16 protein-coding genes are annotated in these 24957 nt (G+C 21.7%); 10 read left to right on the top strand and 6 right to left on the bottom strand.

Going from position 1 to position 24957, the window contains the following annotated elements; genetic code table 11:
* Positions 1 to 1516: 1516 nt before the first annotated feature.
* The 9 genes from asnS (at position 1517) to RS022_RS00245 (ending at position 12707) form a co-directional block, all read left to right on the top strand.
* Positions 1517 to 2908 (top strand): asparagine--tRNA ligase, encoded by a 1392-nt coding sequence (gene asnS, locus RS022_RS00285; RefSeq protein ID WP_268849931.1) that lies wholly within the window; start codon positions 1517 to 1519, stop codon positions 2906 to 2908.
* A 31-nt stretch (positions 2909 to 2939) separates the two neighbouring features.
* A complete protein-coding gene (locus RS022_RS00280) occupies positions 2940 to 4034 on the top strand; it encodes an ABC transporter ATP-binding protein (protein ID WP_268849930.1) in 1095 nt (364 codons plus the stop codon).
* Positions 4035 to 4961, top strand: a complete 927-nt coding sequence (locus RS022_RS00275) for a carbohydrate ABC transporter permease (protein ID WP_268849929.1) — start codon at positions 4035 to 4037, stop codon at positions 4959 to 4961.
* Between the two features lie 21 nt (positions 4962 to 4982).
* Entirely contained in the window at positions 4983 to 5897 is a 915-nt protein-coding gene (locus tag RS022_RS00270; protein ID WP_268849928.1) for a carbohydrate ABC transporter permease, read from the top strand.
* Positions 5881 to 7395 carry an extracellular solute-binding protein gene (locus RS022_RS00265; RefSeq protein WP_268849927.1) on the top strand — a complete coding sequence of 505 codons (1515 nt, stop codon included), beginning with the start codon at positions 5881 to 5883 and terminating at the stop codon, positions 7393 to 7395. Before RS022_RS00270 ends, RS022_RS00265 begins: the two co-directional genes overlap by 17 nt.
* Positions 7396 to 7512: 117 nt before the next feature.
* Positions 7513 to 8460: a DHH family phosphoesterase gene (locus tag RS022_RS00260; protein WP_268849926.1), complete on the top strand. Its 948-nt coding sequence runs from the start codon at positions 7513 to 7515 to the stop codon at positions 8458 to 8460.
* Positions 8461 to 8501: 41 nt separating this feature from the next.
* Positions 8502 to 9875, top strand: coding sequence for a tRNA uridine-5-carboxymethylaminomethyl(34) synthesis GTPase MnmE (mnmE, locus tag RS022_RS00255; protein ID WP_268849925.1), 1374 nt, complete (start codon positions 8502 to 8504; stop codon positions 9873 to 9875).
* Positions 9876 to 10000: 125 nt separating this feature from the next.
* Positions 10001 to 11932 carry a threonine--tRNA ligase gene (gene thrS / locus RS022_RS00250; RefSeq protein WP_268849924.1) on the top strand — a complete coding sequence of 644 codons (1932 nt, stop codon included), beginning with the start codon at positions 10001 to 10003 and terminating at the stop codon, positions 11930 to 11932.
* A 172-nt stretch (positions 11933 to 12104) separates the two neighbouring features.
* Positions 12105 to 12707 (top strand): nitroreductase family protein, encoded by a 603-nt coding sequence (locus tag RS022_RS00245; RefSeq protein ID WP_268849923.1) that lies wholly within the window; start codon positions 12105 to 12107, stop codon positions 12705 to 12707.
* Positions 12708 to 12810: 103 nt separating this feature from the next.
* On the opposite strand, the gene RS022_RS00240 is transcribed toward RS022_RS00245, so the two are convergent.
* From RS022_RS00240 to hrcA, 6 genes are all read right to left on the bottom strand, one after another.
* The gene (locus tag RS022_RS00240) at positions 12811 to 14529 is read right to left on the bottom strand and encodes an ABC transporter ATP-binding protein (RefSeq protein ID WP_268849922.1); all 1719 of its coding nucleotides are present in this window, start codon (positions 14527 to 14529) and stop codon (positions 12811 to 12813) included.
* Between the two features lie 1001 nt (positions 14530 to 15530).
* On the bottom strand, positions 15531 to 16520 hold the full coding sequence (locus RS022_RS00235) for a lipoate--protein ligase (protein WP_268849921.1): 990 nt from the start codon (positions 16518 to 16520) through the stop codon (positions 15531 to 15533).
* Between the two features lie 103 nt (positions 16521 to 16623).
* The gene (gene dnaJ / locus RS022_RS00230; RefSeq protein ID WP_268849920.1) at positions 16624 to 17742 is read right to left on the bottom strand and encodes a molecular chaperone DnaJ; all 1119 of its coding nucleotides are present in this window, start codon (positions 17740 to 17742) and stop codon (positions 16624 to 16626) included.
* 97 nt (positions 17743 to 17839) lie between these two features.
* Positions 17840 to 19714, bottom strand: coding sequence for a molecular chaperone DnaK (dnaK, locus tag RS022_RS00225; protein WP_268849919.1), 1875 nt, complete (start codon positions 19712 to 19714; stop codon positions 17840 to 17842).
* Complete coding sequence (locus RS022_RS00220; RefSeq protein ID WP_268849918.1) at positions 19701 to 20720, bottom strand: nucleotide exchange factor GrpE; 1020 nt, start codon at positions 20718 to 20720, stop codon at positions 19701 to 19703. Before RS022_RS00220 ends, dnaK begins: the two co-directional genes overlap by 14 nt.
* Before the next feature lie 27 nt (positions 20721 to 20747).
* Positions 20748 to 21773 (bottom strand): heat-inducible transcriptional repressor HrcA, encoded by a 1026-nt coding sequence (gene hrcA, locus RS022_RS00215; RefSeq protein ID WP_268849917.1) that lies wholly within the window; start codon positions 21771 to 21773, stop codon positions 20748 to 20750.
* Positions 21774 to 22106: 333 nt separating this feature from the next.
* Between hrcA and RS022_RS00210 the strand changes: the two genes are divergently transcribed.
* Entirely contained in the window at positions 22107 to 24872 is a 2766-nt protein-coding gene (locus RS022_RS00210) for a S1 family peptidase (RefSeq protein WP_268849916.1), read from the top strand.
* Positions 24873 to 24957: the final 85 nt, after the last annotated feature.

The following is a 24957-nucleotide window of genomic DNA, read 5'->3' as shown; positions in this document are numbered from 1 at the left end:
ATGATAAAAAACAATCTATTTTTTATCATTTTTTTTATTTTTATTGAAAAAATTACAATAATAAAGAATTTTCATAAGTTGTCAATTTTTTTCTTTTTTTGAAATAGTGTTGAAAAAATAATTTTTAAGAAATTAAAAACAATTAATAAATAGCCAATTATTAAAATATTTAAAAATAACCAACAAATTACAAATTATTTTTTAAAAGATTTTAAAGGATGTTAATTTTTATATGTTTTTTTACTTAGTAGTATATATGGGATCCATTACTTGTTAAAATACCTATTTTTGAGCCTGATTTTATAACTTTTATATTTTTTTTCCAATTTTCGTTTTTAATATCTTTATCTTCTATAAATAACCAATGAATAATTTCTAATTGACGAGTTAATTTATAAATTAACTTACTTTTTAACTTACTTTGAATAATAATACTTTTTCTTTATTTTATTACCTCTATATCTGTATTTAGATGATTATGGTAATTACATTATTTCTATTTGCTTATCATTTTTTTGAATAGTAATACATAATTGATCTTTTTGATTTTAGACCAATATAACCCTTAATTAGAGGTAATTTATTTTTTTATATTTATCTTTAAATTCATCAATTAATTGTAAAAAATCAGCAACATCTAGGCATTTTTCTATAGAATATTTTATTTTTTGTTTTTCTTTTTTTCTCTTTATTTATTTTCTTTATATATTTAAAACATATTAAAATTATTGAATTTTTTACATGCTGATATTGTAATGATATTGTAATACATTTTTCGAAAAATAACAATTTTTTTATTAAATTATTAATTTGTTTTTAAATTTTTTTAATTTGATTTTCAATTGTTTGTACCTTCTGTCTTTAAGTTTATAATTAAGATGAAATAAAATATTTAAATTTTTTTATTTTTTTTCTTAATATACATTTTGTTTTAAATATTTAGATTAATTATAACGTAATTTTTTAATAAATATTTTAACTATTTTTTTAGTTATTTTTATATCTTTAACTTCTTAAAAAAGTTTGTTATCTTTATTATAAAGTTAACTAAATAACCTTAATTTTAATTTAAAAAATTAAAAATAGCTTTATAACAAGCTTTATATTTTTGTTTTCTAGAAGATGTTTTGTAATATCTACAATTTTACTTTCATTATTAAAAAGTTTAGGACAAATATAATTTTCTTTATTTCTGTAAACAATTAAACAAATATTTTATATTAATATCTTTTTAATATACAATATTTTTATTTTTAAATAAAATAAAATTAAAATTAATGAAGATTAAAATTTATTTAAAATATTATAAATATTGATATAATAATACTATCTAATTCAAAAAATATTAATTCTTAAAAATAATTATTTTATTGTAAAAAAATTTAAATTTTTAAATAAATTTTATTTTTTTAATTTATTATTTTTTTAAAATATCTTAAAATAGAAAATTTATTGATTTAAATTTCAAAAAAAGATGTAATTTAAAAAAAATAAAAATTTATTCAAGAGGGAAATAATGTGTTCTGTTAAATATCTTTATAACAATTACATTTCAAATGTAAATAAAAAAATTTTTATTAATGGATGGATTAAAAATTGTCGTTTTCAAAAAAATTTATTTTTTTGTGATTTAAGTGATGGTACTTTTGTCAAAGAATTACAAGTAGTTTATAAAAACGTTCAAGAAAATTATTTTTTAGAAATCAAAGATAAATTACAAGTAGGAGTTTCTTTATATTTAGAAGGTAATTTAGTTCTTAATTCTAATGCAGCTCAACCTTTTGAATTATTAGCTGATAAAATAATTATTTTAGGTAAGAATCATGGTTCTTATCCTATTCAATCTAAAAAACATTCTAAAGTTTTTTTACGTCAAGTAGCGCATTTAAGATTTAGAACGAAACTTTTCGGAACTATTTTCAGAATTAGAAATACAGCTAGTATGGTTATTCATGATTTTTTTCAAAAAGAAGGGTTTATTTGGGCACATACCCCTATTATTACTACAAGTGATGGCGAAGGCGCAGGAGAATTATTCCAAGTAACTACTTTAGATTTAAATAAAGTACCTTTAGATAAAGATAAAAAGGTTGATTTTAAACAAGATTTTTTTGAAAAACCAACTTTTTTAACTGTTACCGGCCAATTAGAAGGCGAAGCGATGGCTTTAGCTTTTAAAAAGATTTATACTTTTGGTCCTACTTTTAGAGCTGAAAATTCGAATACTTCCAAACATATATCAGAATTTTGGATGATCGAACCAGAAATGGCTTTTTGTGATTTAAAAAAAAATATGCAAATAGCTCAAAAAATGCTTAAATATATTATTAAAAATTGTTTAGAAAAAAATAAAGAAGATTTTTTATTTTTAGAACAAAATGTCGAAAAAAATTTAATTCAAAGATTAGAAAAAATAGCTAATTTAAAAGAATTTAAAAAAATTAAATATGCTGAAGCAATTGAAATTTTATCAAAAAGTAACATTGAATTCGAAAATAAACTTTTTTATGGTTCAGATTTATTTACAGAACATGAAAGATTTTTAACTAATTTTTTTGATGAACCTGTTTTTGTTATCGATTGGCCTATTGAGATCAAAGCTTTTTATATGAAAAATAATCCAGATAACAAAACTGTGGCAGCTATGGATTTATTAGTTCCTAAAATTGGAGAATTAATAGGTGGTTCTCAAAGAGAAGAAAATTTAGAAGTTTTAAAAGATAAGATGCATAAATTTAATATTTCTCAAACGGAATTGGAATGGTATTTAGATTTACGTCGTTTTGGCGGTTGCATACATTCAGGTTTCGGAATAGGATTCGAAAGATTATTACTTTATTTAACTGGTTTAGATAATATTAGAGACGTTATAGCTTTTCCTAGAACTTCTAAAAAAGCTTTTTTTTAAAATAATAAAAAATTATTAGAGGATTTTAATTATGGGAATAATATTAAATAACATTTCTAAAGTTTTTATAAATAAACAAAATAAAAAAAAATCTTACGCCGTTGACAAAATTAATTTAGAAATTCCTACTGGTGAGTTAGTAAGTCTTTTAGGACCTTCAGGATGTGGCAAGTCCACTATTCTTTATATGATTGCCGGATTATCCAAAGTTACTGAAGGTAAAATTTTTTTTGATGATAAAGATGTTACCGATCTTCCTCCTGAAAAAAGAGACATTGGTTTAGTTTTTCAAAATTATGCATTATATCCGCATATGACTGTGCTTCAAAATATTATTTTTCCTTTACAAAATTTAAAATTTTCAGAGGAACAAATTGAAAAAGAAGTTAAAAGAATTTCTATTTTAGCTTCTATTGAAGAATATTTAGATAAAAAACCTTCGGAACTTTCTGGAGGGCAACAACAAAGAGTCTCATTAGCTAGAGCTTTAATTAAAAATCCGAAAATTTTATTATTAGATGAGCCTTTATCTAATTTAGATACCCGACTTCGTTTAAAAATGAGAGAAGAAATTAGAAGAATTCAAAAAAAAACAAAAATTACAGCTATTTTTGTAACTCATGACCAAGAAGAAGCGATGTCTATTAGTGATAAAATTTATGTCATGAATAAAGGTGTGATTCAACAAAAAGATATTCCGAAAAAAATTTATGAAGACCCCGTTAATTTATTTGTAGCATCTTTTTTAGGCGTTCCACATATTTCTATTTTTAACGGACAAATTAAAGATAAAAAATTAATGATAGGCGAGACAGTTCTTTTAACTCATTCTCGATTTCATAATCTTAATCAAGAAGTTCATGTTGCGATCAGACCAGAAGGATATACTATAGAAAATAATGGTCTTTTTGAAGTAGAAGGCATAGTTTTAGAAAATATTGGCAGAGAATTATTTTTATTAGCCAAACATCCTCATTCAGTTCATAAAACCTTTCAAATTATTATTCCTACTTATAAACAGAAATTATTAGATTTATCTTATGTTTATAAAAAAAAATTTCGTTTCAATATTGTTGAAAATAGATTTTTTATTTTTGATAAAAAAAGCGGTAATAGGATTTATTAAATGTTCAATATTATCAATAAGAAAAAAAATAATCATTGGTTTTATTTAACTCCTGCTTTGATTATTTTGACTATTTTTACTTTTTATCCTTTAGTTAAAGTTTTCATTATTTCTTTTACTCATTATAATAAATTTAGTGATACTTGTGATTTTCCTATCAGTTTTATTAATTATCAAAAAGTTTTTCAAGATACAGAATTTCTTTACGCTTTGAAAAATACTTTAATATTAATTATTGTAGTAGTTCCGATTTCTATTTTTATTGCTTTAATGATCGCCTTAGCTTTAAATAATGTTAAAAATTATTTTTTTAAAAATACTTTTAAAACTTTTTTTTTCTTGCCTTTAATTTCTAATAATGTAGTTATGGGAATGATTTTTGGTATTTTCTTTTATTATAATTTTGGCATTAGTTCTAATAAACCCAATGGTTTATTCAATACATTTATAGGAAAATTAGGTTTTGGTTATAACCATGAATGGATTAATAGAACCGCACCTTATAATCACAAAATGTTTGTTTTAATTTTATATAATATTTGGAATAGACTATCGTTTAAAATTTTTGTTTTTATTTTAGCTTTACAAGACATTGATAAATCATATTATGCTGCTGCTAAAATTGACGGAGCTTCTAGATGGCGTATTTTTACTAAAATCACTTTGCCTTTAATTAAATCTGTTATTTTTTATCAATTTATTATAGAGATGTTAGCTGTTTTTAAAGAATATGAATCTGTTGTAGGTTTATTTGGACATAATCATAATTATAAAATAAGAACAATCGTGGGCTATATTTATTATCAATTATCTAGTTCGACTTTTAAATCTTATACTAAAGGAACAACAGCGGCGATTATATTATTTATGATTTCTATTTTATTTACGATCACAAGTTTTATCTTTTCTAAAAAGAAAATAAATTAATTTAAAGGTTATAAAAATATAATGAATAATATAAAAAAACATTTATTAAATATTTGGCATAATTTAATAATGAAAATTAAAAAAATTGATTTTTTATCTCTTTTGAAATATTTATTTTTGTTTTTAGTTACTTTTTTATTTATTTTACCTTTTTACTTGATGTTCATTACATCTACGAAAACACCATTAGAAATTATTCAAGATAATAATGCCTTATCATTACCTAAAAGCGGATTAAATTTTCTAGAAAATTACGGAAAAGCTTTCCAAGGACAATTTAAATTTATACCTTATTTTTGGAATACTTTGAGAGTTACTTTTTTATCTACTTTATTAGGAACTTTTTGTTCTATTGTGACCGCTTATGCTTTAAGTAATATTTTTCATTTTCATTATAAATCTGTTATAAAATTGTTATTATATTTAGCTTTAATGACAACAAGTGAAACATTAACCATCATTAATTATAGAATTGTTTCTAATTTAGGTTGGGTTGATTATGGTAGAGGTCCAAGAGTTATGTTTGGGACGGATTACGCTTTAATTTTTCCTTATTTAATTAATATCGTTCATATTTTGCATTTATTAATAACTTTTAATAATGTTCCTAAAGAATTATATTATAGCTCTAAAATAGATGGTGCTAGTAATTGGAAGTATCTTTGGAAAATATTAGTTCCTATTACGAAATCGAGTATTATTGTAACTGTTATTTTTAGAATAGTGGCTATTTGGAACGCTTATGCTTGGCCAGAATTAATGGGAGCTAAATTATTAACTAATATGGCCAGAAAAACTTTTGATAATGAAATAGGGGAAAATATAAATATTCAAATGGCGGTGGCTTTTTTAATTAACATACCTTTAATTTTGATTTTTATTTTTTTTAGAAAATATATTGTTTCAGGAGAAAATCAAAGTGGTATCAAGGGATAAAATTAAAAATTTTTTATTTCTTTTCGGTTATTTTTTATTGTTATTTCTTATTGCTTGTATATTTAATATAATAGCTATTTCTAACAAAAACAATTTCAAAGAAAAACCTTTTATATTAAAAGAAGGACGATTAAAAGAAGCTCCAGAAGATTTTAAAAATCGTAAAGAAAAGGTTAAAATTACTTTTTGGCATAATTTATATGATAAAGAAGCCGCAGTATTAAAAAAAATTATTAAAGACTTTGAAAAAGATTATCCTGGTATCGAGGTTTTAGCAGATAATAAAGGCAGTTGGGGACAAATTTTTAAACATGTTTCTAACGCTTTAACTGTGGATAAACAACCTAATTTAGTTGTTTCTTATCCGGATCATGTAGGCTTTTATCACAAATCTAATAAAGTGCTTCCTTTAAATATTTTTATAGAAAAAGATGAAAAATTTCAAAAAGAACAAAATAATTTTTTAAAATTTTATTTTGAAAAGATCAAAATAGAAGATAAAGAAGAAAATTATTATTTACCTTTTTTAAAAACCACAGAAATTATGTTTTATAATAAAGATTTATTAAAAAAAGCAAAAGAATCTTGTCAGAATAAGGAATTGGATCAATTAATAAATGATAAAGGCGAAATTACAAAAGATTCACTGACATGGGATGAAATGTATCAAGTATCTAAAAAATTAAAAGATTTAAATAAAAAAGATTTTATACCAATAGTTATTGATAGTGAATCTAATTTATTTATCATTTCTACGAAACAAAAAGGAATAAATTACCCCATAACAAAAAAAGACACTAAAAAATTTTTAAAAGAACCTAAAGTTAAAAAATTATTAAAAAATTTTAAAGAAAAATATGATGAAAAATATTTCACTTTAGGAAAATTAACTGGCGAAATAGATAAAATTCCTGAACTTTTTATGAACAACAATATCGCTTTTTATATTACATCAACAAGAAGATTAGAAACTTTATGTATCAAAAATGATTTTATTCCTAAATTAGGTTATACAAATATACCTACTTTTGATAGTAGTAATTTAAATCAAAATATTTTACAAGGTTCAAATGTTAATTTATTTTATTCTCAAAATGAAGACGAAATGTTAGCTTCTTGGTTTTTTTTAAAATATTTAACTTCTGAAGATGTTTATAAAGAATTTTTAAAAGAAAATAAATTTTTTAATATTACACGTCAAGTTCCTAAAAAAAAAGAAAAAATTAATGAGATATATAAGAATCTAGAAAAAACAAAATCAAATGAAGAGACAGAATTACAAAAATTAAGAAAAGATTTTTTTGAAAATTTTATTTTAAAGAATGCAAAAAGAAACAATTTTTTTACTACTTCGATTTTTGAAAATTCAGATTTTTTTAGAAATATTATAGAAGATTTATTTATAGACATTTTAACGATTGATGCCAAAGATGTCAATAAAGAAAAAAAAATTGAAGAATTATTAAATGAAGCTATTCAAAGAACATTAACAAATTAAAAAAATCATTTAGATATGAAGATATTTTAATAAATATCATTCTTTCATTCAATGAAAATTTTTTAAAAATCAAACAATTAATAATTATAAAATTTTATCAAAAAGGATGATATTAAGATGAAATTTATTAAAAAACAAATTGAAATGAATGATACAATTATTATTCATGGTCATAAAAAACCTGATGGAGATTGTTATGGTTCTCAATTCGGTTTAAAAGATATAATTATGACCACTTATCCCAATAAAAAAGTTTATGTTGTTGGAGAAGAAGAGCCTAAATTATCCTTTTTAGGTATCAAAGATAAAATAACAGATGATACTTATAAAGAAGCTTTAGTATTTGTTGTCGATTGTGGACAAAATTCAGTGATCAGCGATCATAGATATAAATTAGGAAAAATGATTATTAGAATTGATCATCATTTATTTATAGAAAAAATTGGTGAATATGAATGGATCGATAGTAATTTCGCTTCTTGTTCAGAAATGATTTATCATTTTAAAGAATATCATAATTTAAAATTAACTAAAAAAGGAGCTTTACCTATATATACAGGTATAGTCACTGATACAGGTAATTTCCGTTTCTCAAGAGTCAATTCTAATACTTTAAAATATGGAGCTAGTTTATTAGAATATGGTTTTGATGTTTTTGAAATCGATCAAAAAATAAATTTTAAAAGTTTAGATTTATTAAAATTTCAAGGCTATGTATGCAATAATTGTGTTACTGAAGAAGGTTTAATTTATTTTAAATTTTCTAGTCAAACCATTCAACAATTTAAGATAAATATTGAACAAGCTTTTTCCATTTTAAATATTTTAAGTTATGTTGAAAATAATCCCGTATGGGCATTTATTTTCGAATTACCTAATGGTAATTTTAAATTGAGTATTCGTACTCAAGGCCCAGAAATAAGTGATATCGCTCATCAATTTGGTGGTGGTGGTCATAAAAAAGCTTGTGGAGTTATTCTTAAAACAAACGAACAATTAAATGGAATTATTCAATTAATAAAAGAATCTATTAAAAAATTTAATTTTGAAAATAATCCAAAATAATTTTATTTATGTTGATTCAAATGAGGTAAAAAATCAAGATTATGTTTGATCATGATAATATCGCTGCTATCGCTACTCCTTTAGGAACCGGAAGTATCAGTGTAATAAGGGTTAGTGGATCGGAAGTCATACAAAATATTAATAAAATTTTTAAAAGTGCTAAAAAAAATTTTGATTTGTTAAAAGCGTCTTCGCATACTATTCATTATGGTTTTATTTTAGATCAAAATCAAAATATTTTAGATGAGGTTTTAATTTCTGTTTTTAAAAAACCTCATTCTTTTACTGGTGAAGATGTTGTTGAAGTTCAGGGTCATGGTGGTATTTTAATAACGCAGTTGTTATTAGAGAGAATTTTATCTTTAAATATTAGATTAGCTCAACCAGGAGAATTTAGCAAAAGGGCTTTTTTAAATAATAAAATAGATTTGATTCAAGCAGAATCCATTATGGATTTAATTTTTGCTCAAAACGAAAATATCGTTAAATTATCTAATTTAGGTTTGCATAAAAAAAATTCTCAATTGGTAGAAAATTTAAATAAAAAAATTATGAAAATAATAGGGCAAATAGAAGTTAATATTGATTATCCTGAATATTTAGATATTGAACAAATGACTAATGAAATTATTTTACCTCAAGTTCAAGAATTGATTACTCAAATGGAAAAAATTTTAAATTTATATTTTAAAAATCGTTTTTTAAAAAACGGCATCCAAACTTTAATTATTGGAAAACCAAATGTAGGCAAATCTAGTTTATTAAATGTTTTATTAAAAGAAAAAAGAGCGATTGTGTCTGATATCGCAGGAACTACCAGAGATTATGTAGATGGCTTTTTAAATATTAAAGGTGTTTCTTTGTTTTTAATCGATACAGCAGGAGTTCATGAAACTAATGATCCAATAGAAAAAATAGGAGTTGAAAAGACTAAACAACTTTTACAAAAATCAGATTTAGTTTTATTATTGTTAGATAAAAGTAATTATTTAGAAAAAGATGATGAAATATTACTTGAATTAACTAAAAAATATCCTAGAATTATAATAGGTAATAAATCTGATTTGCCTTCAAAAATTAATTTGGAGCCAAATTTAAAAGAAATGGTTTCCATTTCTAATCATACTCAAGAAGGCATTGAAGATTTAAAAAATAATATTTTAAAAATTTTTCAATTAGATCAAATTAAAGATAAAGATTTCAATTATTTATCTAACGCTAGACATATTCAACAAATCAATATCGCTTTAACATCTTTGAGGAATATTATTTTAGATATCGAAAATCAAATGCCTATAGATATCCATACCATTAATTTAAAAGAAGCTTATGACGCTTTAAATAATATTTTAGGTAAAAATATTCCAGATGGATTACTAAATGAATTATTTTCTAATTTTTGTTTAGGAAAATAAAAATATTAAAATTAATAGTAAATATAATAATTAATTAAAAATTTGTTTTTTATTTTATTTAATATTAATTTTATATATAATTTCTCTTATTCAGATAAAAATAAAAAAGGAATTATAAATTTAAAATGATTAATATCAAAATTAAAAATGATTTAACTAGAACATTTTCGGGAGGAATTAATGTTTTAGAAATTATAAAAAAAAATAAAATGAATTTTTCTCAAAAACCAATAGCAGCTTATTTCAATAAAAAACTAATCGATTTAAAAACAAAATTATATACTGATGGAGATTTAGAAATTATAACTTCGAAACATACAGAAAGTTTAAAAATTTTGAATTATAATACGGCTTTTTTAACATTACAAGCTATTAAAAAAATTTATCCCGATTCTCTTTTAGTTAAAATATCATGTCATAAAGAAGGTTTTTATTGCGAAGTAGATTTTAAAGATATTGTTTTTGCTCATAATGATTTATCTGCAATAGAAAACATGATGCAAAAAATTTCTCAAGAAAAATTAGATATTATTAAAAAACAAATAACTCATAAAGAAGCATGTGATAAATTTACTTTCAATAAATATAAACTATCAATATTAAAAAAAAATAAAGATATTGATTTAATTGATATTTATTCTTGTCAAGATTTTGAAGATTTACATTTAGAAAATGTTCTTTTGACTAATACTAATATTATGAAAAATTTTAAATTATTAACAATATCTGGTTCTTATTTTAAAAGCGATGTTAATAATCCTTCTTTAACAAGAATTTATGGAATTTCTTTTTTTAATAAAAAAGATTTAAAAAAACATTTAAATTTATTAAAAGAAAGAAAACAAAGGGATCATAAAAATATTAACAAAGAACAAAATTTTTTCATGTTATCACCAGAAGTAGGTTTAGGACTTCCTTTTTGGTTACCTAATGGGGCTACTGTCAGACGTATTATAGAAAGATATATTATTGATAAAGAGCTTAATTATGATTATCAACATGTTTATACTCCTATTTTAGCTAACACTAAATTATATGAACAATCTGGTCATTTAGAACTTTATAAAGAAAATATGTTTCCTATAATGGATCTTACTAATAAAGAAAAATTAGTTTTACGCCCTATGAATTGTCCTCATCATATGATGATTTTTAAAAAACAATTACGTAGTTATAAAGAATTACCTTGGAAAATTGCAGAATTAGGAATGATGCATCGTTATGAACATTCAGGAGCTGTTTCTGGTTTACAAAGAACAAGAGAAATGACTTTGAATGATGCTCATATTTTTATTCACGAAGAGCAAATTAAAGAACAAATTACTCAAATTATTAATTTTATTTTAGAAGTTTATAAAGATTTTGATATTACAGAATATAGTTTTAATTTAAGCACAAGAGATGTTTTAAATAAAAATAAATATTTTGATAATGATTTAATATGGAAAAAATCAGAATCTATTTTAAGAGAAATATTAGTAGAAAATAAAATTCCTTTTAAAGAAGTTAAAGGAGATGCTGCTTTTTACGGTCCTAAATTAGATATTCAAGTTTTAACTGCTTTAAAAAATGAAGAAACTTTATCAACTATTCAATTAGATTTTTTATTGCCACAAAATTTTAATTTAAGTTTTGTAGGTTCTGATAATAAAAAAATTACCCCTATTGTAATTCATAGAGCTATTATTTCTACTTTAGAAAGATTTATTTCTTATTTGATGGAAAAAAATAAAGGAGTTTTCCCTTTATGGCTTGCTCCTATACAAATTATTTTAATCCCTGTGAATAATCAATTTCATTTAGAACACGTTCAAAAAATTAAAAATTTATTAATTAAAAATAATTTCAGAGTAAAGTTAAATGATAAAGAATTAAGTTTAAGTTATAAAATAAAAGAAGCGCAAAAAAGTAAAATTCCTTATCAAATAGTTATAGGCAATCAAGAAATCAAAAGTAATTTGTTAACTTTTAGAAAATATCAAAGTAACAAACAAGAAACATTGTTTGTTAATGATTTTATTCAAATGTTAAATAAAATTATTATAGAAAAAAAATAAATTTCTCAATTATAAAAATATTTTTGTATTTTATTAAATTGATGAAATTATTTTTTTTAAAAAGCGTTTTAATTAAGTGATTTTTTAATTTAAATTGTTTTGTTTATTTAATTTTTTATTATTTGATATTTTAAGCAAAATAATAAAAAAAATATTTAAAGGAAAATATTTTATGCGTATTGAAACAGTTAGAATATTCCAAAAAAATCATAAAATAACTTATGATACATGGTTAAAAATTTTTAATGATATTCGTTATACTCCTTCTTCTTTTAATTTACAACCTTGGCGTTTTTTTGTTTTCGAAAGTAAAGAAAATAAAAAAAAATTAAAAAAAGTTATTCAAGGTAATTCGGTTCAATTAGAAACTAGTTCTGCTATAGTTTTGGTATGTGGAAATTTAAATAAAAAAAATTCAGGAGAATATATTTATAGTCAAAAAGTATTAAATAAAGAAATGACTAAAGAAACTAAAGAACTTATAATGAATAAAATAAAGCATTATTTTGATAATATAAGTTTTAATCGATTGCAAAATGAAATTTTTTTAGAAGGTGGAATTGTTTCTCTTAATTTTGTTTTGACTCTTCAAAATTTTGGATATAATTCTTGTTTTATGGGTGGATATGATTTTACAAAAATAAATGCTCTTTTTGATATTCCTGATTTTTATACTCCTATGATTTTGATTGCTGTGGGGAAAGCCGAAAAAAATGTTATAAAAAATAAAAAAACTTTTAAATTAAATCCTAAAGAATTTGTTTCTTTTTTATAAAAAAAATACATAATCGAGAGTATATATTTTTTTCATTCTTAATTTTTTTAACTTGATATATAAATAAAAAACCACTAATTAAGCGGTTTTTTTTATAAAATAATTATCTATTATTTAAAATATCAATTGGTTTTTTTGTAGACCATTTATAAATAATAAAAGATATAAAACAAATTGTTATAAAGAAAACAAAACTAAAATTTAAAAGAATGAAATATAAAACTCTTAAAATAGGATGCCAAATTAAAAAAGGCAAAAATAAATTTCGAAGAAAATTAACAAAATAATTAGATTCATTTTTATCTAATAATATTTCGGGTTGACATTTAACTGCTTTACAAATCAAGTCATCAAGTTCATCTATATGGTTAATAAAATGATTATTTATATCTTCTTTTTGTATCGGTTGTATAGAAATAGAACTAAACATCAATGGAGATGCAAAATATAATATTAAAACAAAAATAAAAAGTGTTTGTATAAGTGCGAAGATAAAACCTTCTAAAATCAAAATTTTCCCTACATTAATACCATTAGAACCTAAAGATCTTAAAATTCCTATTTTACCTTTTTGTAGTTTAATACTCATATGAAAATAAAGCCAAATCGTTATACCAGGAATAAATATAATCCAAAATAAAACCCATTTATTAATAATATTATCAAACAATAAAAGAACTCCAGTAGAAATTACCTTCATTTTTAGTTCCAAAAGCAACTCTTTAGGTATTTCAAAGTTATACTTGACATTAAGTTCATCCGATGTTTGCGTTTCCCATCTTTGTATTGTTTTCATATGAGTAATGAATCCATTACTTTTTAAAGCTAAAAAATAAAAACACATACAACCAACAAAAATAAATGTAAGAAATACAGTTACTATAGTGGCTAAAACTAAAAAAAATTTTTTATTTTTAAAACTTTTCCAAGCATTTTTAAAAATAAAATTCAAAGGTAAACAGCTAGGAAAAGAAATAAAGTCGTGTCTTTCTTGGATAATTTTATTTGAATCAGTTGGCGAGAAATTATTTGAAAAATGATCATTTTGATTTATCCGTTGTTTTTGTAAATTATTTAACATTTCTTTAGTTAAAGTTTGCCCTACTTTCAAATAATTTTCTTCTTGTACTTTATCTTTAATATTATGTTTGCGTATGAAATCAGATATTATTTTACCGTCTTTCATTTCAATTATACGATCTGCGTATTTATAAGCATTTTCATTATCATGAGACACAACAATTACTAATTTTTCTTTAGATAAATCTTTTAATAAATCAAAAACTTGACTAGATGATTCACTATCAAGATTACCAGTAGGTTCGTCTGCAAAAATAATATTAGGGTCTTTTACTAAAGCTCTTACGATCCCTACTCTTTGTCTTTGCCCTCCTGAAAGTTGATTTATTTTACGATTCAAAAAACTTTTATCTAAATCTACTTTTTCTAATAAACTGTAAATTAAATTAATATCAGGTTTTTTATTTTGCAATTGATTAGTCAAAATAATATTTTCGAATACGGTCATATCTTCAATTAAATTAAATTCTTGAAAAACAAAACCAATCATCCCATTACGATAGTTATCTAAAAGTCTTTGATTAAAATTAGTAATATCAGTTTTAGCAACACTAACTTTTCCATCACTAGCAGTATCTATTCCAGTTAAGATATTAAAGAAAGTAGATTTTCCAGAGCCTGATTTACCTAAAATAAAACACATTCCTTTATCAGATAAGGTAAGCGAAATATTAGATAAAGCTGGCGTAATAAAACCACCTTTAGCAATATAACTTTTATTTAATTTATTTATTCGAAACATATATAATTCATTTCTTTCCTTTATAAAAATAATTTTTTTATTATATTGAGACGTTATCAACTTAATAAAAAACTTAATAAAATATAAAAAAATAATATAGATACATAAAAAAATTTGTGCGCAATGTTATAAATTCTTGTAAATAAATTCATTTTTTAAATAAATAAAAACATATTTATTAAAAAAAATATCCATTAATCGTGAATATTATAACATAAAAATATGTAAATTCAAATTCTTGAGACTCAGAATTAACAAATGCTTGTTGATATAATCTTTCCATTAAAAGCGACCATATTATTTATTTCAAGTTCTTATTTCAAATATAAAATTTTCTTTAGAAGATAAAAAATATATTTCTTATCCATTCGAAAATTAATTTGAATTTTAAAAAGTAGAATTTTTATTTTTTTTAACATCATAATAATTTCATAAAGGGAATCATAATTAAAATATAAAGTTTGATTATCCAAGTTATAATTAGTTTTTTTTGATTAAATAAAAGAATTTTAAAATAATTATTTTGAATCCAAAAATTAATTATTTATTTTAAATTAAAAATTTTTTTCATTTTTTAAATCTTTTTTTTAAGTTTAACCATTTAGAAACAAAAAAAATAAGTCAAACTATTTTTTTTAATAAATAGTTTAACTTAAATATAACTTTTAACTTGTTCCATCTGAATGGATAATGACATATTTTAAAAAATATATTTTTGTTTTAATATAAAAAAATAATGTTGAAATATAAATGAATTCTTTAACCAAACTTTAGAAAGTTATTTTTTATTTAATATTTTTAAAAAAATAAAACTTTTTGAAATTGAAAACACTACTTTTAATTTGAGGAAAATTAATTTATTTTTATTTATATAAATAATTTTTTAAAAATTGATTAAAAATAGATGTTTTTTATTAATTAATTATTAAGTTTAATTAATTATTAAATTTATTTAAAAAAATTTATAAAAAAATCTTTAAATTTTAAAAAAATTTATTTTTTTAATAAAAAATTCCTTCTTCTAATAAAGATAGTAAATCTTCATTAGAGGCATCGATAATATAATTTTTGATATCAATATTTTTCAAAAGTTCTTTTAAACTTTTTTTGTTATAAGAAACATTGATAAATTTTTCTAAAAATTCTGATAAATTATTTTCTTTATGAAAAAAATCTCCTTTAAAAATTATTTTCAATATTTTGCCGTTTTTTAAAGATAAGAAAATTTCTAAATTACCCCAATGAAAACGTTTTTTTAATCTTTTATCATATTCGGGATGTTCTCCAAAAATCCATTCTTTAGAAGAATATTTTTTTGCCATTTTTTCAATTTTATATATTTCATCTAAAGTTAAATTATATTCTTCATTTGTTAAATAATTATTTAGATAATCCATCAATTTTTGTTGAGACATTCCATTTAAATGTTCTTTTAAATTAATAACTCTTGAAGAAACACTTGTAATTCCTTTAGAAATTAATTTTTCATTATTAGCGGTAATACATCTTACCATGGTATAAATATCACAGTCATACAATAAAGTTCCATGAATTAAAATACCGTTTTTATTTTGCATAAAGGCATTTCCTGAAACTTTTTTTTCATTTAAAAGAATATCATTTCTACCACTAAAATATAAATTAATTCCTAATTTTTGAAAAGCTTCGATAATTTTTCCTAAATATTCTCGAAAATTAAAATTTTTATCTTTTTTAGCAGTAATAATACTAAAAAGAGGTGTTTGAGGATCATTATAAACGCACCCTCCGCCAGTCGGTCTTCTAAATAATTTAATTTTATTTTTTGTAGTAAAATTAAAATTTACTTCATTTTCAATAATTTGATTTTTCCCTATAACTACACCTTTGATTTGCCATTGAAAAAAAAACACTTCGTCTTTTTTTAAAAGATTATTCAAAATATATTCTTCTAAAGCGAAATAAAAATAAGGCTTAAAATCTTTTAATCTATTATATTTTACTAAAATCATTGATTTTCCTTTCAAAATAAAAAAAGAATATTATAAAAAAATTTTAATTTTTTATTTATTATATTGATAAATAAAATTTTTTGAGAAAAAAATTTTATTTTCCTTAAAAAAACCAAGATTTATTTTTTTTGATATTTTCGTTAAATGTGTCCAATTCTTTAATTTGTTCAATAAGTTTTTTTTGATGACTAGATAATTTATTAGGAGTTTTAATTTTGACAATAACAAAATGATCTCCTTTACGAAAATTGGAATGTAAATAAGAAATACCTTTATTTTTTAATTTAAATTTAGTATGAGTTTGTGTTCCTTCTGGTATTTTTAATTCGACTTCGCCATAAATAGTAGGAATACTTAATTCTTTTCCTAAGATAGCATCATAAAAATTAATCCAAACAGTGGAAATAATATTTTGTTTTTCTCTTTCAAAAATTTCATGAGGTCGAATTTTAAAAGTTATATATAAATCACTATTTTTTGAATTTAAGTGTCCTCTGTGTCCTTGTTGATCAAGTTTCATTGTCATTCCATCTTCAACTCCAGCAGGAATATCAATGCTTATTGTTTTAACATTTAAAACTCTTTTAGAAGATTTACAAAATGAACATTTTTTAGCAATTATTCGACCTGCTCCTCTACAATAAGAACATACTTGTTGGGTGCTGATATTTCCTAAAAAAGTTCTTTGATATTTTATAATATGCCCTGTTCCATTACAATAATTACAAATTTTAACATCTGTTTTATTTTGTGCTCCTGTTCCATGACATTGTTTACAATCTTCTTCAAAATCAACCTTAATTTCTTTTTTTCCGCCTAAACACGATTCTAAAAAATCAATAACACATTCTACGTATTTATCTTTAATATTATTTGTATTTTTTTGTTTATTAGTTCTATTTTCTCCAAAAAAACTTCCAAAAATATCATCAAAATTACCAAAATCGGAACTACTAAAACCTTGGTTAAATCCTTGAAAACCACTATTATTAAAATTACTATAGTCTTGGTGCCCAAAACGATCATAATCACTTCTTTTTTGCGCGTTACTTAATACTTGATAAGCTTCTTGAACTTCTTTAAATTTTGTAGCAGCATCATCTTCTTTAGATACATCAGGATGATATTTTTTAACAAGCCTATGATAAGATTTTTTAATTTCTGTATCACTAGCATTTTTAGAAATTTCTAAAACATCATAATAATCCCTTTTAGATTTCATAATAAAACCCCTCTAGTTTTATATTAAATTTTATAGTTAATAAAGAAACCAAAAAAAGATTAATTTCTTTTTTTGGTTTGCATTCTGTCAAAGAAAATTATTTCTTCTCTTTAAATTCGGCGTCTACTACTTCATCTGGGTTAAAAGTTTTTTCATTTTCTGGTTTAGAATTATCATGAGTAGAATTTTCTTTTGATTTTTCTTGAGCTTTTTGATAAGCTTTTACAGCTATTGATTGAGTTTCTTTTTCTAAAAGACTCATTTTTTCTTTAATAATTACGACATCTTCTTGTTTTAAAGCTTCTTCTAAATCTTTAATTTGTTCTTCAATTTTATTTTTTTCTTCTGGTTGAAATTCATCTTTTAAAGTTTCTAAAGATTTTCTAGTTTGGAAGATTAAGTTATTAGCTTCATTTAAAGTATCAATTTTTTCTCTTTTAATTTTATCAGCTTCTGCATTTTCTTCGGCTTCTTTAATCATTCTTTTGATTTCGTCTTCTGATAAAGAACCGCTTCCTGAAATAGTAATTTTTTGTTCTTTGTTAGTTCCTAAATCTTTAGCTTTAACAGAAACAATACCATTAACGTCAATATCAAAAGTAACTTCTATTTGCGGAATGCCTCTTTGTGCAGCTTGGATGTCATCTAAACGGAAATTACCTAAAGTTTTGTTTTCTCTTGCTAAAGGTCTTTCTCCTTGTAACACATGAATATCAACTGAAGTTTGGTTATCTTCTGCAGTAGAAAATACTTGTTTAGCTGTTGTCGGAATTGTTGCATTTCTTTCGATTAATTTAGTAAAAACATTTCCTAAAGTTTCGATTCCTAATGAAAGTGGAGTAACATCTAAAAGAACGATATCTTTAACATCTCCTGATAAAATACCACCTTGAATAGAAGCTCCCATCGCAACTACTTCATCGGGGTTAATACTTTTATTTAAAGTATTTTTATTTAATTCTTTTTTAACTAATTCTTGAACAGCTGGAATTCTAGTTGAACCGCCTACTAATAAAACTTGATGAATTTCTCCTGGAGTCATATCAGCATCTTTCAAAGCACGTTTTAAAGGAACTAAACAACGATCAACTAAATCTTGAGTTAATTCATTAAATTTAGCTCTTGTTAAATTATATTCGAAATGAATAGATTCACCAACAGAATTTCCTTGTTCTTGTCTTTGGATCATTGTTAAAAATGGTAAAGAAATTTGAGCAGACATAGCATTACTTAATTCTTTTTTAGCATTTTCTGCAGCGTTTTTTAATCTTTGCATTACAGCTTTATCTTTACTTAAATCTACTAAATGTTCTTTTTTAATTTCTTTTAGTAAAAATTCAATGATTTTGTTATCAAAATCATCTCCACCTAAAAGATTATCTCCAGAAGTTGATAAAACAGAAAAATTACCTTCTGCTAAATTTAAAATAGAAACGTCGAAAGTTCCTCCGCCTAAGTCAAAAACTAAGATATTTTGTTCTTTGTCACTTTGCTTATCAATACCGTAAGCTAAAGCAGCAGCTGTTGGTTCATTAATAATTCTTTTTACTTCTAAACCAGCAATTTTTCCAGCATCTTTAGTAGCTTGTCTTTGAGCATCATTAAAATAAGCAGGTACAGTAATAATTGCATTTGTTACTTCTGCTCCTAAATAATCTTCAGCTTGTTTTTTTAAATTTCTTAAAATCATTGCGCTTATTTCTTGAGGTGTATATTTTTTATCTTTAATATTAACTGTAAAATCTTTTTCTCCCATATGTCTTTTAATAGACAATATAGTATTTGGATTAGTTAACATTTGTCTTTTAGCAACTTCACCTACTAAAATTTCATCATTTCTGAATGCTACAATTGAAGGTGTAGTTCTTCCACCTTCTGAATTAATAATAACTTTAGCTTCTTTGCCTTCCATAACAGAAACACAAGAATTAGTTGTTCCTAAGTCAATTCCAATAATTTTATTTGTTTTCATTTGAATTATCACTCCATTCGTTTATTTTTACCATTGCTGGTTTAATAACTAAATCTTTATATAAAAAACCTTTTTCTATAACTGCTAAGTTAATTCCGTTTGGTTTATTTTTATCTGATATTTTTTCAATTGCATGATGAAATTCAGGATTAAATTTTTCGCCTAAAGCTTTAATTTCTTGAACACCATCTTTCTTCAAAATATCTTTTGTTTGTTTAAAAATCATTTTAAAACCTAATAAAAAATTTTTTAATAAAGGTTCTTCAGTAGTCATTTCTAAAGCTTTTTCTAACTGTTCTAAAGGGGTTAACATTTCAGTAATTAAATTCATAGAAGCGTATTTTAAAGAATGAATTTTTTCTTTTTGAATTCTTTTTTGAAAATTATCTAAATCTGCTTGATATTTTAATTTTTCATTATCATATTTTTTAGTGATTTCTAATAAATTTTCTTGTAATTGTTTTTTTTCTATTTTTAATTTTTCAATTTCTTCTTTATTGTTAACTGATTCAAAACAATCATTAGTGCATTTTTGATCATCTTTATTTTTATTAAAAAGACATTTATTATTGTCTTTACAACAGAAATTGTTTTCGCATGAATACTCTTGCTCACAAGTTCCTTTTGGACAATTGTTTGTTTGACATTCGCCTTTGTCACAAGTATCTTCTTGACAACTTCCTTGTGCACAATTACCTTTCGGACAATTTCCTTTTTGGCCATTTTCTTGCTCACAAGTTCCTTTTGGACAATTGTTTGTTTGACATTCGCCTTTTTCACAAGTATCTTCTTGGCAAATTTCTTGTGCACAATTACCTTTCGGACAATTTCCTTTTTGGCCATTTTCTTGCTCACAAGTTCCTTTTGGACAATTGTTTGTTTGACATTCGCCTTTTTCACAAGTATATTCTTGGCAAATTTCTTGTGCGAAATTTTTTATATTCTCGTTTTCTTTAGTTTTATCACAAGAACAGTTTTGGCAATTTTTATCTTTTTTTTCATTCATTTTAACTAAAATAAAACTCCTTTTTATTTATTTTTTTTCATATAAATGAGATATATGAGCTGATAAATATTCTAAAATAGGTATAATTTCTGAATATTTAATTACGTTAAAACCTAAAACAGCTATAAATCCTTTTTCATTTTCGCTAATATTGTAAGGAATAGAAACAAAAATAAATTTTTTATAAGGAATTAATCTAATTTGATTAGCTAATTTACAAATTACTTCCTTCGAATCGTAAAAAAAATTAATTAATTTTTTTGTATTTAAAATTTCGTATATATCTTTAATATTTATAATTTCTTGTTCTGTTTGAGAAGTTAAAAAATTAGAAATACCATAAAAAGAAGTATTATTATTATAAAATTTATAAAAAGCTTCTAAAAAAAATTGTATTAATTCTTCTTGATATTTAATATGTTTTTTGATTTGTTCTTGACAAAGATCGCTTTGAATAATTTGTAAAGCTTCGTTTAAATATTTATTGATTAACAAATTATTAAAAATATTTACAATTATTTTTAAATCTTCTACTTTAAATTCTTTATCTTCATCTAAAAAAATATTTTGATGTTGCAAATGACCTTTATTTGTAAGAACAAAAATAACTGCTTGCCTAGGATTAACAAAAATTAAATCAATTTTTTTAATTTTACTTGTTTTTAAAATATCAGGTTTGATATCTATAATAGCATGATTTGTTAAATTGCATAATAATTTTAAAACTTCTTGAACAATTTTTTCTTTATTTAAATTTTTTTTTTGAATTATTTTTTCAAATAAAGTTAAAATTTCTTTAGTTTCTGGCTTACGAGTCATTAAATTATTAAGATAAAAAACATAACCTTTTAAGGAAGGAATTCTACCACTAGATTTATGATTTTTTATTAAATAACCTTTTTCTTCTAATTGCAACATATCATAACGGATAGTAGCGCTGGAAAATTTTAAATAAGGTATTTTAGATAAAAAATCAGAACCTATAGGTTTAACTTCTTTAGAATAATTTTCTATAACAGCCTTTAAAATTAATCTTTTGCGATTTGAAAGCAATGCTCATACCTCTAGTGTCGATCAATTCTAGCACTCATTTATAATGACTGCTAATATTATTATATTATTTTTTTTATAAATTACAATAATAAAATTAATATTTTTAAAAAAATAAATAAAAACTTTTTTAATTCATATATTATTAATAAGTAGAGTATTTTGTAATTTTTAAATTAATTATTAATTTATTTATATTTTTATAATTGTAAAAAAATATTATTGTATAGATTTTTAAAATTTAAAACAATAATTTAGAAAATGAAAAAACACTTGAAAAAAATAGATAGTATCATTTTATCTTTTATAAATAAAAAAAGATTTCTATTATTTTTTTTGATATTTTTATTATTTTTATTTTTTTATTATAAATATTTATTTATTAAATATCAAAATCAAATTATTCAAAATGATTATAAAAAAAACCAAATTACATTTAATTTAAAAGATAAAGTTTTAAAAGAAAAAATTCAAATGATAGAAGACATGCAAAAAAAAATTCAAAATATCTTTGATTTTAAAAAAGATAAACCATCCTTTATTTTAAAACCTCATCGTTTTAATAAAGGAGATGTAGTATATGCTTTTACTTTAGATATTGTATCTCATATAGAACCTTTTCAAGAAGGTATTGTAAGTAAAAATTATGATTTAAGCGATAAAGAATATTTGCCTATTTCTATCAAAGGAGAAAAAAATAAAATATTTTTCAATACTAAAGGAGAATTTATAGGTATTTCTGTACCAAATCAAGATCCGAATATTACAATTAATCATATAATAACATCTAATTCTATTTTTTATTTTCTTAAATGTCAATTTAATTTAAAACAACCAGAATCATCTTCTGAAAAAGATATTGATATTACAAATAAATATTATTTTTTGCTAGAATTAGATAAAAAGAAATATAAAATTTTTTTAAATCAAGAAGGATTGTTTTTAGGGTTGTATAATAGTGAATCCAAAATTGATTCTAAAAAAAATTTTTTAAATTATATTTTCGATCAGATAATATTATATAAATGCCAAATAAATCAATTGAATATCGAAAAGAAAAATTTACAACAAAACAATAACCTAGAAAATACAAAATTAAATTATCCTTTCGATGAGGAAATAAAAAATTTAAATAAAATCACTTTTTTGATTAAAGTCGAAAATTTTATGAAAAATAAATTTTTTAGTTTAGGTTCTGGTTTTATTTTTTGTGTTAAAGAAATAATGGAAAATAATGAAATATTTTATGATTATTATGTTTTAACTAATAGACATGTATTTAGAAATGTATTAAAAAAAGATTCAGAATATTCATCAATAAAAATTGAACTTTTTAACATTTATTTTCAAGAAGAGGCGGAAATATTTGGTTTTATAAATAATCAAGATGTATATGATGATATAGCTATTTTAACTTTTAGAAATAAAAATAAAAAAAATTTTGAAGAAATAAAAACAATTTTAGATAAAGTTTTGCCTAAGAAAAAAATAAATGTTTATCAAGGTGAAGTTGTTTATAGTATGGGATCTCAAATTTCTCAAATTAAATTAAAAAAATTAACTTTGGATAATTTCGATACTTTTTCGAAAGATAAAGATATAGATTTATCTTTAAAACCAAATATTATTTGGGGAGTTAATTTATTAAAAAAAGGTAATATTGTTGATTATAATGAAAAAGAAATTTCTTTTGATATCCAAATTGATTCAGGTAATAGTGGAGGTCCTGTTTTTAATACTCATTTCGAAATTATAGGCATAAATAAAAGTGTTATTATGAGTGATTATATGCCAGATAGAACTTCTCAATGTCTTAATATTAATCATGTTAAAAAAATATGTAATAGAATAATTGAATTGCATAAAAAAAATCCAATTAAAAAATTTTTTAAAATTTTACCAGAAGATTATAATTATTTAAAAAACGAATTAAATTCATTTCCGCCTTTTAATCAAAATCAAAATTCTTTAATAAAAACTAAAAATAATATTACTATTAAAATTGAAGAATTATTAAATTATTTTCGAAATAACAAAATAAAATCAATTACTTCTGAGTTAATAAAAGAAGAAAAAGAATTAAAATTAAATATTAAATTAGTAGTTATTTTTTATAAAAAAGAGCAAATATTTTCTTTAAACCCCAAAAAAGAGCAAATAAAAATCGCTTATAATGAGGAAACAAATGACATTATTTTTGAAAAAAAAGATTCAAATAATTTAAATGAAATTAAAATTTATAATATCGATGATATTCGCTTAAAAGAACAACATGAACCCTTTATATCTTTAGAATTGGTTTATCCTTATGAACAAAATAATGATAATATGGAAATAAATGAAAAATTTCAATTTGATAATTTAAAGAAAATAAAAAATTCTTTAATTTGTTGGGATAAAAATAAAGAAATTAGTGGTAATGGAATTGTTTTTCAAAAAAAATCTTTACCAAATAATAATTTTTTATATTTTGTTTTATCTACTTATACAAATAATAAGAATAAATTATTATCATTAATAGAATCGATTAAAAATATTTTTTCTAATGAAATTCAAATAACTATTTTTCATAATGATAATTATGAAAAAGAAAAAGGTCAAATTAAAAGTTTTTTATTAGGAAATAATAATTTGATTTTAATAACTTTTGAATCTTCCAATAATTACGATATTATTCCAACCAGATCTTCTAAAAATTTAAATTTAGGAGAAGAAATATTTTTTTTAATAAATAACTATAATGATAATTATTTTCCTCAAATGTTCAAAGGTGTTGTAAGTTATAAAAAAGATGATTTTTTCTTGTGTGATTCTGTATTTGATTTAAAAAATAAAAATAAAATTGATAATTCTAAATTTAATTTTTTATATTTTGACAATAAAGGTAATTTTCTAGGATTTAATAATATTTTGGAAGAATCTAATAATTTACCACATAATTTTATTAAAGTTTCTTTATTAAAAGAAAAAGATATATTTAATTTTTTTAAAATATACAAATTAAAAGAAAATTTGACTTTAATTTTTTCTTTTTTATTTGTTCTTATTGTTCTATTTATTGTTATTATTTATTCTAATAATCGTATAAAAAAAAAATTTTGATAATATTATACTTTCAAAATATTGTCTTAATGCTGAAAATTTTTTATTTTTGTAAATTATCTTTTATTTGTTCAAAATTTTTTAA

Origin of the sequence: Candidatus Phytoplasma rubi (assembly GCF_026821955.1) — a bacterium.
Taxonomy (GTDB): domain Bacteria; phylum Bacillota_I; class Bacilli_A; order Acholeplasmatales; family Acholeplasmataceae; genus Phytoplasma; species Phytoplasma vitis.
The sequence above is the reverse complement of the archived record's forward strand: the minus strand, read 5'-3'. Positions and strand labels throughout refer to the sequence as shown.

Coding starts and splice junctions, on each gene's coding strand:
- thrS (WP_268849924.1), top strand. CDS start 10,001: ATGATTAATATCAAAATTAAAAATGATTTAACTAGAACATTTTCGGGA.
- RS022_RS00245 (WP_268849923.1), top strand. CDS start 12,105: ATGCGTATTGAAACAGTTAGAATATTCCAAAAAAATCATAAAATAACT.
- mnmE (WP_268849925.1), top strand. CDS start 8,502: ATGTTTGATCATGATAATATCGCTGCTATCGCTACTCCTTTAGGAACC.
- dnaK (WP_268849919.1), bottom strand. CDS start 19,714: ATGAAAACAAATAAAATTATTGGAATTGACTTAGGAACAACTAATTCT.
- RS022_RS00220 (WP_268849918.1), bottom strand. CDS start 20,720: ATGAATGAAAAAAAAGATAAAAATTGCCAAAACTGTTCTTGTGATAAA.
- dnaJ (WP_268849920.1), bottom strand. CDS start 17,742: ATGAAATCTAAAAGGGATTATTATGATGTTTTAGAAATTTCTAAAAAT.
- RS022_RS00280 (WP_268849930.1), top strand. CDS start 2,940: ATGGGAATAATATTAAATAACATTTCTAAAGTTTTTATAAATAAACAA.
- asnS (WP_268849931.1), top strand. CDS start 1,517: ATGTGTTCTGTTAAATATCTTTATAACAATTACATTTCAAATGTAAAT.
- RS022_RS00235 (WP_268849921.1), bottom strand. CDS start 16,520: ATGATTTTAGTAAAATATAATAGATTAAAAGATTTTAAGCCTTATTTT.
- RS022_RS00270 (WP_268849928.1), top strand. CDS start 4,983: ATGAATAATATAAAAAAACATTTATTAAATATTTGGCATAATTTAATA.
- RS022_RS00275 (WP_268849929.1), top strand. CDS start 4,035: ATGTTCAATATTATCAATAAGAAAAAAAATAATCATTGGTTTTATTTA.
- RS022_RS00240 (WP_268849922.1), bottom strand. CDS start 14,529: ATGTTTCGAATAAATAAATTAAATAAAAGTTATATTGCTAAAGGTGGT.
- RS022_RS00260 (WP_268849926.1), top strand. CDS start 7,513: ATGAAATTTATTAAAAAACAAATTGAAATGAATGATACAATTATTATT.